This window comes from Solwaraspora sp. WMMD406 (assembly GCF_029626025.1).
Classification (GTDB): domain Bacteria; phylum Actinomycetota; class Actinomycetes; order Mycobacteriales; family Micromonosporaceae; genus Micromonospora_E.
Map to the genome: position 1 here is coordinate 475,767 of NZ_JARUBF010000001.1, position 13,664 is coordinate 489,430.

General features: G+C 70.7%; 12 protein-coding genes. 4 read left to right on the forward strand and 8 right to left on the reverse strand.

Translation table 11 applies throughout. The features are described from left to right. Positions 1-43: 43 nt before the first annotated feature. Both fbaA and O7632_RS02045 read right to left on the reverse strand, forming a co-directional pair. Entirely contained in the window at positions 44-1,069 is a 1,026-nt protein-coding gene (fbaA, locus tag O7632_RS02040; protein WP_278110931.1) for a class II fructose-bisphosphate aldolase, read from the reverse strand. Positions 1,070-1,294: 225 nt separating this feature from the next. Continuing rightward, on the reverse strand, positions 1,295-1,678 hold the full coding sequence (locus O7632_RS02045; RefSeq protein WP_278110933.1) for a phage holin family protein: 384 nt from the start codon (positions 1,676-1,678) through the stop codon (positions 1,295-1,297). Positions 1,679-1,812: 134 nt separating this feature from the next. On the opposite strand from O7632_RS02045, the gene O7632_RS02050 reads away from it, so the two are divergent. The 4 genes from O7632_RS02050 (at position 1,813) to O7632_RS02065 (ending at position 7,272) form a co-directional block, all read left to right on the forward strand. Continuing rightward, entirely contained in the window at positions 1,813-2,025 is a 213-nt protein-coding gene (locus tag O7632_RS02050; RefSeq protein ID WP_278110935.1) for a hypothetical protein, read from the forward strand. Positions 2,026-2,146: 121 nt separating this feature from the next. Beyond that, a complete protein-coding gene (locus O7632_RS02055; protein ID WP_278110937.1) occupies positions 2,147-3,607 on the forward strand; it encodes a 3' terminal RNA ribose 2'-O-methyltransferase Hen1 in 1,461 nt (486 codons plus the stop codon). Further along, positions 3,604-6,225 carry a polynucleotide kinase-phosphatase gene (locus O7632_RS02060; RefSeq protein WP_278110939.1) on the forward strand — a complete coding sequence of 874 codons (2,622 nt, stop codon included), beginning with the start codon at positions 3,604-3,606 and terminating at the stop codon, positions 6,223-6,225. The genes O7632_RS02055 and O7632_RS02060 overlap by 4 nt, the downstream gene beginning before the upstream one ends. Before the next feature lie 99 nt (positions 6,226-6,324). Continuing rightward, entirely contained in the window at positions 6,325-7,272 is a 948-nt protein-coding gene (locus O7632_RS02065) for a DUF368 domain-containing protein (protein WP_278110941.1), read from the forward strand. Between the two features lie 8 nt (positions 7,273-7,280). Here the strand turns inward: O7632_RS02065 and O7632_RS02070 are convergent, their stop codons facing one another. The 6 genes from O7632_RS02070 to clpB all read right to left on the reverse strand — a co-directional run bounded on the left by O7632_RS02070 (position 7,281) and on the right by clpB (position 13,585). After that, positions 7,281-7,967, reverse strand: a complete 687-nt coding sequence (locus O7632_RS02070) for a class II aldolase/adducin family protein (RefSeq protein ID WP_278110943.1) — start codon at positions 7,965-7,967, stop codon at positions 7,281-7,283. A gap of 87 nt (positions 7,968-8,054) precedes the next feature. Continuing rightward, positions 8,055-8,432, reverse strand: a complete 378-nt coding sequence (locus O7632_RS02075; protein ID WP_278110946.1) for a metalloregulator ArsR/SmtB family transcription factor — start codon at positions 8,430-8,432, stop codon at positions 8,055-8,057. A 58-nt stretch (positions 8,433-8,490) separates the two neighbouring features. Next, positions 8,491-9,030, reverse strand: a complete 540-nt coding sequence (gene pyrE, locus O7632_RS02080; RefSeq protein ID WP_278110947.1) for an orotate phosphoribosyltransferase — start codon at positions 9,028-9,030, stop codon at positions 8,491-8,493. Between the two features lie 146 nt (positions 9,031-9,176). Next, positions 9,177-9,980 carry an SDR family oxidoreductase gene (locus O7632_RS02085; RefSeq protein ID WP_278110948.1) on the reverse strand — a complete coding sequence of 268 codons (804 nt, stop codon included), beginning with the start codon at positions 9,978-9,980 and terminating at the stop codon, positions 9,177-9,179. Between the two features lie 99 nt (positions 9,981-10,079). Then, positions 10,080-10,859 carry a hypothetical protein gene (locus O7632_RS02090; protein ID WP_278110949.1) on the reverse strand — a complete coding sequence of 260 codons (780 nt, stop codon included), beginning with the start codon at positions 10,857-10,859 and terminating at the stop codon, positions 10,080-10,082. 134 nt (positions 10,860-10,993) lie between these two features. Further along, positions 10,994-13,585 (reverse strand): ATP-dependent chaperone ClpB, encoded by a 2,592-nt coding sequence (gene clpB, locus O7632_RS02095; protein ID WP_278110951.1) that lies wholly within the window; start codon positions 13,583-13,585, stop codon positions 10,994-10,996. Positions 13,586-13,664: the final 79 nt, after the last annotated feature.

Sequence of the window (13,664 nt, forward strand, 5' to 3'; positions counted from 1 at the left end):
CTCGGATCGAGGGCCGGCCGCGCGGTGGCCGATTCGGCTGGTGTTACTTGGCCAGGCTGGTGCCGGTGGAGCGCAGGTGCTCGCAGGCGGCGACGACCCGCTGGGCCATGCCCGCTTCGGCGGCCTTGCCCCAGGCACGGGGGTCGTACGCCTTCTTGTCGCCGACCTCACCGTCGATCTTCAGCACCCCGTCGTACTTGGTGAACATGTGGGTGACGACCGGGCGGGTGAAGGCGTACTGGGTGTCGGTGTCGATGTTCATCTTGACCACGCCGTAATCCAGCGCGGCCCGGATCTCCTCCAGCAGCGAGCCGGAGCCGCCGTGGAAGACCAGGCTCAGCGGCTTGTCCTTGCCGTACTTGGCGCCGACGGCGTCCTGGATCTCCTTGAGGATCTCCGGGCGCAGCTTGACGTTGCCCGGCTTGTAGACGCCGTGCACGTTGCCGAAGGTCAGCGCCGCCATGTAGCGGCCCTTCTCGCCCAGCCCGAGCGCCTCGACCATGGCCAGGCCGTCCTCGACGGTGGTGTACAGCTTTTCGTCGATGGCGCCGACGATGCCGTCCTCCTCGCCGCCGACGACGCCGACCTCGATCTCCAGCACGACCTTGGCGGCGGCGGCCTCGGCGAGCAGCTCGCCGGCGATCTCCAGGTTCTCCTTCAGCGGTACGGCGGACCCGTCCCACATGTGCGACTGGAACAGCGGCGCGCCACCGGCGGCGACCCGCTCCTTGGAGGCGGCCAGCAGCGGCCGGACGAAGCCGTCGAGCTTGTTCTTGGGGCAGTGGTCGGTGTGCAGCGCGATGTTGACCGGGTACTTCTTGGCCACCTCGTGGGCGAAGGCGGCGAACGCCAGCGAGCCGGTGACCATGTCCTTGACGGTCGGGCCGGAGAGGTATTCGGCACCGCCGGTGGAGACCTGGATGATGCCGTCGCTCTCGGCCTCGGCGAAGCCCTGCAGCGCGGCGTTGAGGGTCTGCGAGGAGGTGACGTTGATGGCGGGGTACGCGAACGCGCCGGCCTTGGCGCGGTCGAGCATCTCGGCGTAGACCTCGGGAGAGGCGATGGGCATCTCAAACGCTCCTTTAGTACCGATTCGGTCCGTCGACGGGCCGGATGTCGTGCTCAAACTCTGTGCGCTGGACCGCGCTGTCCTCCGTTGGCAGTATCCCGCAGCCACGGTGCGGCGGCGACATCGCCCCTGCCGGGGGAGGGCGCCGACCATCAGGCGTCGGACACTGGCGCGGGTCACCCGACGACCCGTCGCAGCCAGCGGACTTCAGGTGTTTTGTCCCGTTCAGCGCCGGTCGTACTTGTCTGGAATGACCAGGCTGATCAGCCAGCCGACGACGGCCACCACGATCGCACCCCAGAAGGCCGGCCAGAACCCGTCGATGCTGAACGGCAGGTCGAGCTGGGTTGCCAGCCAGTCGGTCAGCAGGAACAGCAGGGCGTTGACGACGAGGGCGAACAGCCCCAGGGTGAGCAGGTAGAAGACGCAGCCGACCACCTTGATGATCGGCTTGAGCACCGCGTTGACGAGGCCGAAGATCAACGCGACGATGATCAGCGTGAGGGCGTTGCGCGCCGCCGAGTCGCCGGTGACGTCGATGCCGGGCACGATCAGCGTGGTGATCCAGAGCGCGACGGCGGTGACCGCGAGTCTGATCAGGAATACCATCCCGCCATCCTGCCACCCGGAACAGGCGTCCCAGCCACAAAACCGGACAACACTCCTATTCCGCGTGCCGGTCTGCGCACCGCGGAGGATGCCCGTACGGTGGATGTCAGCGACAGCCGACCACGGAGGCGACGATGACCTATCCGGACGAAGATCTCGCGCCGGCCGACCACCTCGCCCCCGACGAGCGTGATCCGGAGGCACCACCGGCGGACGCCTACGAGCAGTCGGTGGCGGCCAACCCGGTCGAGCAGGGCGCCGAGGTCCACCGCGGCCTGGAAGTCGACGACTGGGACGCGGTCGAGCAGGCCCGGGTGGTCGACTTCGACGACGACGGCTACCGCTGACCGGCCGACCGGCCGACCAGTTGAGCGGTGACCGGTTGAGCGGCTGACCGACCCGCTGCCCGCGTAGCCCAGCCCGGAAAATGGCGGTCGCGGGTGGCGCGCGGCTGACACGATCACCGTCGTGCTGCTGACCGTTACGACCACCCACGAGCCCGCTACGGATCTCGGCTACCTGTTGGTCAAGCATCCGGACCGGATGCAGTCGTTCGACGTACCCACCGGAACCGCCCACGTGTTCTACCCGGAGGCCTCCGATCAGCGCTGCACCGCCGCGCTGCTGCTCCACGTGGATCCGGCCCGGCTGACCGCCGCCCGGGGCGCGCGGCGCGGCCGGGGATCGACGCCGATGCCGGAGAGCTTCACCCTCGGGCAGTACGTCAACGACCGGCCGTACGCGGCCTCCAGCCTGCTCGCGGCAGCCCTGGCCAAGGTGTTCCGGTCGGCGCTGCGTGGCGAGAGCCGGGATCGTCCCGAACTCGCCGGCACCGCGCTGCCGCTGATCATCCGGGTGCCGGTGCTGCGGTGTCGGGGTGGTGCCGCGCTGGCCGAACGCCTGTTCACCCCGCTGGGTTGGGCGGTGAGCGCCCGTGGCATCCCGCTCGACGAACGATTCCCGCACTGGGGCGACAGCCGCTACGTCGACCTGACCCTGACCGGGTCGCTGCGGCTCGCGGACGCGCTCAACCACCTGTACGTGCTGTTGCCGGTGCTCGACGACGCGAAACACTACTGGGTGGCCCCGGACGAGCTGGACAAACTGCTCCGCGCCGGGGAGGGGTGGCTGGCCGGTCACCCGGAGCGCCGGCTGATCACCCGGCGCTACCTGGCCCACCGCCGGCTCCTGGCCCGCCAGGCGCTCGACCGGCTCGCTGACGAACCGACCAGCGCCGACGCCGACCCGGACGCCGGACCGCCGGCCCCGGCCCACCGGCAACCCCTCGCCACGCTGCGGCGGGCCGCCGTCCTCACCGCGCTGGTCGACTCCGGCGCCCGTCGGGTCCTCGATCTCGGCTGCGGCGACGGGGCGCTGCTGACCGAACTCCTCGCCCAACGGCAGTTCACCGAGATCGTCGGCACCGACGTGTCGGCCCGTGCCCTGGAGCTGGCCGCCCGGCGGCTACGGCTGGATCGGCTCCCTGCCCGACAGCAGGAACGGGTCAAGCTCTGGCAGTCCGCGCTGACCTACCGCGACGACCGGCTCCGCGGGTTTGACGCCGCCGTACTGATGGAGGTGGTGGAGCACGTCGACCCGGCCCGGCTGCCTGCCTTCGCCGATGTCGTCTTCGGCCACGCCCGCCCCACGACGGTCGTGCTGACCACGCCCAACGTGGAGTACAACGTCCGCTACGACGACCTGCCCGCCGGCACGTTGCGCCACCCCGATCACCGGTTCGAGTGGACCCGCGCCGAGTTCGCCGACTGGACGTCACGGGTCGCCGCCGCGTACGGCTATCAGGTGGACCGGCATCCGGTCGGTGACCTCGACGACGAGGTCGGCCCACCTACCCAGCTGGCGGTGTTTCGCCGCGACGGCGTCGCGACGGGGCCGGCGACAGAGACTTCGACAGGGGTCGCCCGGTGACCGCGCTGGAGATTCCGGAACTCGCGTTGGTGGCCCTGGTCGGCCTCTCCGGATCGGGCAAGTCGACCTTTGCCCGCCGGCACTTCGCGCCGACCCAGGTGCTCTCCTCCGACGCCTTCCGGGCCATGGTCGCCGACGACGAGAACGACCAGTCGGCGTCCACCGACGCCTTCGACGCCCTGCACTACGTCGCCGGCAAACGGCTGCGCGCGGGCCGACTCACCGTGGTTGACGCCACCAACCTGCAGCAGCACGCCCGCGCGGGGCTGGTCCGGCTGGCCCGCGAGCACGACGTGTTGCCGGTCGCGGTGGTGCTCGACGTACCGGAGGAGATCTGCTGGGACCGGACCCGGGTCCGCCCGGAGCGTCGGTTCGGCCGGCACGTGCTGGCCCGGATGCAGCGTGATCTGCGCCGATCGGTCGGTCAGCTGGCTCGGGAGGGGTTCCGCAAGGTGCACGTGCTGCGGGGCACCGAGGAGATCGACGCGGCGGAGGTCGTGTTGAGCCGGCTGTTCAACGACCGCCGGGAGCTGACCGGGCCGTTCGACATCATCGGCGACGTGCACGGTTGCCGGGCCGAGCTGGAGCACCTGCTCACCGAGCTCGGCTGGACGCTCGACCGTGACGGAGCGGGCCGCCCGGTCGGCGCGCGGCACCCGCAGGCCCGTACCGCCGTTTTCGTCGGTGACCTGGTCGACCGGGGTCCGGACTCGCCCGGTGTGCTGCGCCTGGTGATGGGGATGGTCCGGGCCGGCAACGCGCTGTGTGTGCCGGGCAACCACGAGCAGAAGCTGCTCCGCAAGCTGCGGGGCCGTAAGGTGACCGTCTCGCACGGGTTGGCCGAAACCCTGGAACAGCTGGCCGCCGAGCCGGCCGGGTTCAGCGACGAGGTGGCCGAATTCATCGACGGGCTGGTCAGCCACTACCGGCTCGACGGGGGCGCGCTGGTGGTGGCGCACGCCGGGCTCAAGGCCGAATACCAGGGGCGGGCGTCCGGCCGGGTGCGCAGCTTCGCGTTGTACGGGGAGACCACCGGCGAGACCGACGAGTACGGCTTCCCGGTGCGGTATCCGTGGGCCCGTGACTACCGGGGCTCGGCCACGGTCGTCTACGGCCACACACCCACCCCGAGTCCGGAGTGGATCAACGACACCATCTGCATCGACACCGGATGTGTCTTTGGTGGCCGGCTGACCGCGCTGCGCTATCCGAGCCGGGAGCTGGTGTCGGTGCCGGCGGCCCGGGAGTACTACCCGCCGGGCCGGCCGCTGACCGCCGAGCCGGTGACACCGGCCGGTGACGCGACCCGGTCGACCGGCGCGGTCCCGGGCGGTGGCGCGGCGGTGGAGCGCGGCGGAGCGGCGGTGGAGCGCGGTGACGACGTGTTGGATCTCGGCGACGTTGCCGGCCGTCGACACATCGCCTACGGCTACGGCGCCACGACGATCGCCCCGGAGAACGCCGCCGCCGCGCTGGAGGTGATGAGCCGCTTCGCCGTCGACCCCCGCTGGCTGGTGTGGCTGCCGCCGACCATGGCCCCCTGCTCGACGTCCACCATGGACGGGTTTCTGGAGCACCCGACCCAGGCGTTCGCCGACTACCGTGGCGTCGGCGTCGATCAGGTGATCTGCCAGGAGAAACACATGGGATCCCGAGCGGTGGTGCTGGTCTGCCGCGATCCGGCCGGGGCGGCCCGTTTCGGTCCGGGTGGCGGGGTGATCCATACCCGTACCGGACGGCCGTTCTTCGCCTCCGGCGCGCAGACCGAGTCGCTGCTCGCCCGGATCCGGGCGGCGGCGACCACGGCTGGACTGTGGGACCTGCTGGCCACCGATGCCGGCCCGGCCAGCTGGCTGCTGCTCGACTGCGAGCTGCTGCCCTGGTCGGCCAAGGCGCTCGGGTTGATCCGTGAGCAGTACGCCAGCGTCGCGGCGGCCGGGGGTGCGGCGCTGCCGGCCGCGCTGCGGGTGCTCGACGCGGCCGCCGAACGTGGGCTACCGGTCGAGCCGCTGCGGGACCGGTTCGCCGGTCGCGCCGACGACCTGTCGCGGTACGCGGCGGCCTACCGCCGGTACGCCGGCGACGGGCAGCCGGTGACGCTGGCACCGTTCACGGTCCTGGCCAGCGACCAGCGCAGCCACGCCGACCGGGACCACGGTTGGCACCTCGATCACGCGGACCGGCTGGTGGCCGCCGACCCGGAGCTGTTCCGCCCGACCCGTCGGCTGGTGGTCGACCTGACCGACGACACGGCGGTGGCGGCGGGCACCGAATGGTGGCGGGAGCTGACCGCCGCCGGCGGGGAGGGGATGGTGGTCAAGCCGTACGGCGGGCTCGCCGCCACAAGCGACGCTGGCCGGTTGCTGCAACCCGGTGTGAAGTGCCGGGGCCCGGAGTATCTGCGGATCATCTACGGACCGGAGTACACCCGACCGGATCAGCTCGCCGGGCTGCGCCGACGGTCGTTGGGACGCAAGCGGTCGCTGGCGCTGCGCGAGCACGGCCTCGGCTTGGCGGCGTTGGACCTGCTGGCGGCCGACGCTCCGCTGTGGCGGCGGCACGAGCTGGTGTTCGCGATCCTCGCCTGTGAGTCCGAGCCGGTCGACCCCCGGCTGTGAGTCCGAGCCGGTCGACCCCCGGCTGTGAGTCCGGGCCGGTCGACCCCCGGCTGTGAGTCGACCCCCGAGTGTCTGCGGTGAGCCGGTAAGGTTGCGCGAATGTCGGTGCGCGAACGTGTCGCCCATGTCTTCCGAGGTGCGGCGATCGGGGTGGCGGAAGCCGTCCCAGGTGTCAGTGGCGGGACGATCGCCCTGGTCACCGGGGTCTACGAACGACTCATCGCCTCCGCCGGCCATCTGATCAGCGCCGTCCGCGCGGCGGTCAGCGACGTTCCGCGCGGGCAGGGCTGGGGCCGCAGCCGCGAGCAGTTCCGCCAGGTGCACTGGGAAGTGATCATCCCGTTGGCGCTGGGCATGCTGCCGGGTCTGCTGCTCGCCGCCCGGCTGCTGGAGCCGATGCTGCACGACTACCCGGAGCAGACCCGGGGGCTCTTCTTCGGGCTGGTGCTGGCCTCGGTGCTGGTGCCGATCTCGATGATCGGCAAGCCGTGGCGGGGTCGGGAGGTGTTCGCCGTGGTCGCCGCCGCCGTGGCGGCGTTCGTGCTGACCGGGCTGCCGGCCGCCTCGATCGACCCGAGTCCGCCGGTGGTGTTGATCGCCGCCGCCGTGGCGGTCTGCGCGCTGGTGCTGCCCGGGGTCTCCGGTTCGTTCCTGCTGCTGACCGTCGGGCTCTACGAGCCGACCATCGAGGCGGTCAACGACCGGGACTTCGGCTACCTGGCGATCTTCGCGGCCGGCATGATCATCGGTTTGACCCTGTTCGTGAAGCTGCTGCAGTGGCTGCTGGAGCACCGCCGTCGGGTCACCCTCGCGGTGATGACCGGGGTCATCGTCGGCAGTCTGCGGGCGTTGTGGCCGTGGCAGACCGAGGATCGTGGACTGCTCGCGCCGGGTGACGGCGCGCTCTGGGTGGTGCTGTTCTTCCTGTTGGGCGTCGCGATCGTCACCGCGATGGTGATCGCCGAGCAGCGTCGGCTTCGGCGGGCAGCGGTCGACGTCACCCTCGAAGAGTCCGACGACGAGGTACGCAGCCAGCCGCACCACTGACCTAAGCCTCAGATCGCGGACCGCTCCGGGTCGGACAGTTGGTCGACGAAGTGGGCCGGCAGGTCGGTCAACGCGTCGAGCCGACCGACGGCGAGCGCCCGATAGGTGAGCCGGGCCGCCTCTTCCAGGTTGACCGCGCGTTTGTGCGCCAGCTCGACGGTGCCACCCAGCACGCAACAACCGTGCCGGGACAAAATCAGGCAGTTGGTGCCGTCGGCGGCGGCGTCGGCGGCACTGGTGGCCACCTCGGCACCACCCGGCGGCGCGAACGGCACGGTGGCCACTCGGCGCAGGTAGAAGATGTGGTCGGTGGTGACCAGCCGGATCGGTACGCCGAGCGCGTCCAGCAGCAGCATGCTCTGCGGATGCAGGTGGACGATGGCGTGCACGTCCGGCCGAGCCCGGTAGATCGCCAGATGCAGCGGAAGTTCACTGGTCGGGCGGACCGGAGGTCGGCCACCTGGCACCGGACAGTCGTCATCGACCACGGGGCAACCGTCATCGACGCGAGTCCGGACGAACGATGCCCGGTCGAGCCGGTCCAGCCAGGTGCCGGAAGCGGTCACCCAGCATTCATCGCCGCCGGGCACGCGTGCCGACAGGTTGCCTCCGGAACCCACGACGAGACCGGCCCGCACCACGTCGTGGCCGACGTAGGCGAGCTGGTCACGCAGGTCGCCAGCGACATACGTCACGCAGCGCCTCCGCGCCCCTCCATGGCCTTGGGGCACCTTGCCTGGACGTCCCGCCTCCGCGATCGCACCAGGCAAGGTGCCGTCAGGTCAGCGAGCCTTCTTGGTGGCGCGCTTACGCGGCGGGGTGAGCAGATCCGCGATCGTGGCGATCGCGGACGGCACCAGCCGGTAGTAAGCCCACACTCCGCGCTTCTCCCGCTCCAGCAAGCCGGCCTCGGTGAGGATACGCAGGTGGTGGCTCACGGTCGGCTGGGACAGCCCGAGCGGAGCAGTCAGGTCGCAGACGCAGGCTTCGCCTTCCGGAGCCGACTGGATCAGGCTGAGCAGCCTGAGTCGGGCCGGGTCGGCGAGAGCCTTGAGGACTCCTGCGAGTCGCTCCGCGTCCGCGCGTTCGATCGGCTCGCCGGCAAGCGGCGAGATTTGAGGCATGGTCATTTCAGCCAACGCAGTTCCCACGAAACCCATCCTTCCACCAAACAGCATCGATCCGCCTGCATATCAGCAGATCCGAATCGGCAAACTTTTAGGCCAGAAGGCCGAGGTCAGCCAACGTATAGGCGGCACGGTAGGACAGTCCGGCTGCCCGAACCGCGTCTCCTGCCCCCCGATCGACGATCACCGCCACCCCAACCACCTCAGCCCCAGCCTCTTGTAGCGCCTCGACTGCAGTCAGTACACTGCCTCCGGTCGTCGAGGTGTCCTCCACCGCGAGCACGCGGCGACCCACCACGTCCGGCCCTTCGATCCGTCGCTGGAGTCCATGCGTCTTCTCGGCCTTACGCACCACGAAGGCATCCAGTTGCCGCTGCCGCGCCGCAGCCGCGTGCAACATGGACATGCCCACGGGGTCCGCTCCCAACGTCAGGCCGCCGACCGCGTCGAACTCCCAGTCCGCGGTGAGGTCGAGCAGCACCCGTCCCACCAGCGGTGCGGCGGCGTGATGCAGGGTCACCCGCCGCAGGTCGACGTACCAATCAGCTTCGCGACCTGACGACAACACCACCCGGCCGTGGACCACGGCCAGGTCGGTGATGAATTTACGCAGGTCGTCGTGGTCCCCCATGGCGCAAAGCGTACTGCGCGACGTCGAGTCTCCCACTGCCGGCCCGGCAAGTCGCCGATACCGGACCCACCGCCGCTACCTGCGCAAACACCGCGAAAGACCTGGTGACGGTACGGGCCCGTCAGCCATCGGAGACGCTGATAGGCTCACCGGCTCGCTCGTGACCGAGAGCCACCGGCGACCCGGCGCACCAGCCCCCGAGGCGCGTGTCGCAACGCCCCCGCCAGCACCTTGTAGCGCCAGTCCGGGACGCTGACCGCCTTGCCCCGGGCCAGATCCCGCAGGGCCTCGCGGACCACGTCCTCCGCCCGCAGCCACAGCCACGACGGGCTGCCCGAGGTGCTGATGCCGGCCCGCTGATGGAACTCGGTATGGACGTAGCCCGGGCACAGCGCCATCACCCGTACGCCGTGCCGGCGGGTGGACAGGTCGATCGACTCGCTGAAGTTGGTCACCCACGCCTTGCTCGCCGAATAGGTCGATCCGGCGGCAACCGGGCCGTATCCAGCGACCGAAGAGACGTTAATCACACGTCCCCGCCGGCGTTGGGTCATGCCGGGCAGGACCGCGTGGGTCAACCGCAGAACCGCCTCCACGTTGAGCCGCAGCAGACCCAGCTCGGCTGCCTCGGTGGTCCGCAGAAAGGACCGATCGAGGCCGATCCCCGCGTTGTTGACCAGCAGGTCTACCTCCCGGCCGGCCTCGTCGACGCGCAACCGCCCGGCGACCTCGGCACAGCCGTCCTCGGTGGCCAGATCGGCGGCGAACACCTCGACCCGTACGCCGTGGGTCTCGGTCAGCTCGTCGGCCAGGCCGGTCAACCGCTGCCGGTCGCGGGAGACCAGGACCAGGTCGTAGCGGTCGGCGGCCAGCCGGCGGGCGAACGCCGCGCCGAGACCGGCGGTCGCCCCGGTGATCAGCGCGGTACCGGGCGTGGACGGTGCCGTCATGGGGCGCGGACCTCCAGAGATACGGACGGGCGGGGCGGCCTCGTGAGGTCGCCCCGCCCGTCAGGGTAGGTCGTCGGTGTGCCGCAGCCGCGTCGCAGGTCAGACCGAGGGCGGCGGAGGCGTACCGGGGCCGGGCTTGTCCCGATCGTCGGTACCGCTCCCGCCACTCGGCGGCGGGGCCCACGGGTCCGCTCCCGGCTGGGTGCCCGGACCGGTTGCCGGCGGAGTGCCCGGGGCGGCCGGGTAGCTGCCGCCCGGAACCGGTGGGTAGCCCGGGTAGCCGCTGCCCGGGACCGGCGGCTCCCACGCCACGGCCGGCTTGCGGAAGAACTCGTTCGACGGCGGCAGGGCCAGCAGGATCAGCGCGGCCAGCAACGCCAGCAGGGCCACGACACTGATCAGGTTGTTCAGCGGCTCGTACCAGCCGGGCAACGCGGCCTGCACGTCCCGCTCGACCTGCTCCAGGTCGGGCCCGTCCGGGCTGGTGGTCGTAGTGGTCGGCAACGCGTTGCCGGCGGCGCCGAGCGCCAGCCCGCCGCCGGAGCAGCAAAGGTAGATCCCGCCGAGCACCCAGGTGACGATCCGGGCCGGGTTCTTGCCCCGGTTGTTGAGCACGGCCAGCACCACCAGCCCTGCCGCGACGACCAGCCCGAAGATCGCGGTGACGATCAGGATGATCGTGACGATGGCGCCAGTGCCCTCCATGTCGGTGCCATCGAGCGCGTCGTCGTAGGCCTCGCGCATCGGCCCCATCACAGCCAGGGCCATGATCAGGCTGACGATCTGCAGCGCGGCGATCAGGTAGAGCAGATAACTCGAAATGGTGACGGTGCTCGGCCGCGCCCTGACACCGGGCGCGGCCGGATTCGGATCCGACACGGCTCTCCTTCCTGAAGCTTCGGAGGATCACCGTAGCGGTACCCCACCAGTTACTCGACACAAACGATGCCGCGTCGACCTCAGGTTTTGCCGCTGAAACCGGCCGCACCGACCGGTCGTGGCATCGACGACGGTCAGCCGGCCCGTACCGCTAGTCCTTCCTTGTCGTCGGCGAGCTCCACCCGTACGGTGTCGCCGTCGCGGATCTCGCCAGCGAGCAGCGCCTTGGCCAACTGGTCGCCGATGGCCGACTGGATCAGCCGGCGCAGCGGCCGGGCCCCGTAGATCGGGTCGTAGCCGTGGTCGGCCAGCCAGGTCCGGGCGGCGTCGTCGACATCGAGGGTGAGCCGCCGGTCGGCCAGCCGCTGCCGCAGCCGGTTCAGTTGGATGTCCACGATCGACCGCAGCTCCTCACCGCTGAGCATGGCGAAGACCACGATGTCGTCGAGCCGGTTGAGGAACTCCGGCTTGAAGTGCGCCCGGACCACGGCGAGCACCGCCTCGCGGCGTTGCTCCTCGGTCGACGTCGGGTCGTTGACCACCGACGAGCCGAGGTTGGAGGTGAGGATCAGGATCGCGTTGCGGAAGTCGACCGTACGGCCCTGACCGTCGGTGAGCCGGCCGTCGTCGAGCACCTGCAACAGCACGTCGAAGACATCCGGGTGGGCCTTCTCCACCTCGTCGAGCAGGATCACCGAGTACGGCCGGCGGCGCACCGCCTCGGTCAACTGCCCGCCCTCCTCGTACCCGACGTAACCGGGTGGGGCACCGACCAGCCGGGCCACCGAGTGCTTCTCGGCGTACTCGCTCATGTCGATGCGGACCATGGCCCGCTCGTCGTCGAAGAGGAACTCGGCGAGTGCCTTGCCGAGTTCGGTCTTGCCGACGCCGGTCGGGCCGAGGAAGAGGAAGCCGCCGGTCGGACGGTCCGGGTCGGCGACACCGGCGCGGGCCCGGCGGACCGCGTCGGAGACGGCGGCCACCGCCTGGGCCTGCCCGACGACGCGGGCCCCCAGCGAGGTCTCCATCCGCAGCAGCTTGGCGGTCTCGCCCTCCATCAGCCGGCCGGCGGGGATGCCGGTCCAAGCGGCGACCACGGCGGCGATGTCGTCCGCGCCGATCTCCTCGGTGAGCATCGCCCCGTCGGCCTGCACGGCGGCCAGCTCGGTCTCGGCGCGGGCCAGTTCGGCCTGCAGCGCCGGGATCCGGCCGTACCGCAGCTCGGCGGCGCGTTCCAGTTCGCCGTCGCGTTCGGCCCGTTCGGCCTCGCCGCCGAGGCGTTCCAGCTCCTCGCGGGCGGTGGAGATCCGGGAGATGTGTCCCTTCTCCAGCTGCCAGCGTTCACTGAGCGCGGTGAGCTGTTCGCGCTTGTCGGCCAGTTCCTTGCGGAGCCGGTCGAGGCGCTGGGCCGAACCCGGGTCGGGCTCCTTGGCCAACGCCATCTCCTCGATCTCCAGGCGGCGGACGGCGCGTTCGATCTCGTCGACCTCGACCGGCCGAGAGTCGATCTCCATCCGCAGCCGGGAGGCAGACTCGTCGACCAGGTCGATCGCCTTGTCGGGCAGGAACCGGTCGGTGATGTAGCGGTCCGACAGGCTGGCGGCGGCGACCAGCGCGGCGTCGGTGATCCGTACGCCGTGGTGCACCTCGTAGCGTTCCTTGAGCCCGCGCAGGATGCCGATGGTGTCCTCGACGGTCGGCTCGCCGACCAGCACCGGCTGGAACCGGCGTTCCAACGCCGGGTCCTTCTCGATGTGCTCGCGGTATTCGTCGAGGGTTGTGGCGCCGACCATTCGCAGCTCGCCCCGGGCCAGCATCGGCTTGAGCATGTTGCCGGCGTCCATCGAGCCTTCGCCCTTGCCGGCACCGACCACGGTGTGCAGCTCGTCGAGGAAGGTGATCACCTGGCCGTCCGAGCCCTTGATCTCCTCCAGCACCGACTTGAGCCGCTCCTCGAACTGGCCCCGGTATTGTGCCCCGGCGACCATCGCGCCGAGGTCGAGCGAGACGAGGCGCTTGTCGCGCAGCGACTCGGGTACGTCGCCGGCGACGATCCGCTGGGCGAGGCCCTCGACGATCGCGGTCTTGCCGACGCCGGGTTCGCCGATCAGCACCGGGTTGTTCTTGGTACGCCGGGACAGCACCTGGATCACCCGGCGGATCTCGGCGTCCCGGCCGATCACCGGGTCGATCTTGCCGTCGCGTGCGCTGGCGGTCAGGTCGACGCCGTACTTCTCCAGGGCCTGGTAGGTCTGCTCGGGGTCGGCGGTGGTGACCCGGCGGTCGCCGCCGCGTACCGACGGGAACGCGGCGACCAGGTTCTCCTCGGTGGCGCCGGCGTCCTTCAGCAGCTGGGCGACCGCGCCACCGACCCGGGCCAGGCCGGCCAGCAGGTGCTCGGTGGAGGTGTATTCGTCGCCCAGCGGGCGGGCGACCTGCTCGGCCGCGCCGATCGCGTTGGCGAACTCGCGGGACACGCTCGGCTCGGCGACGCTCGATCCCCGGGCGGCGGGCAGGTTCTCGACGGTCCGTACGGCCGCCCGGCGGATCTCGACCGGGTTGGCGCCGACCGCCCGCAGCAGCCCGCCGGCGGTGGAGCCGCCGGTGTCGAGCAGCGAGAGCAGCAGGTGCCACGGCTCGACCGTGGCGTGCCCCCGCTGGTTGGCGATGGCGACCGCGGCGGTGATGACTTCGCGACTCTTGGTGGTGAGGCGTTCGGCGTTCATGAGCTCCCCTGTCCGGCGGGTTGGTCCACTCCTTCAGGACACCCGCAGACTTGAGTCTATTCCACTCAACTCCAATCGA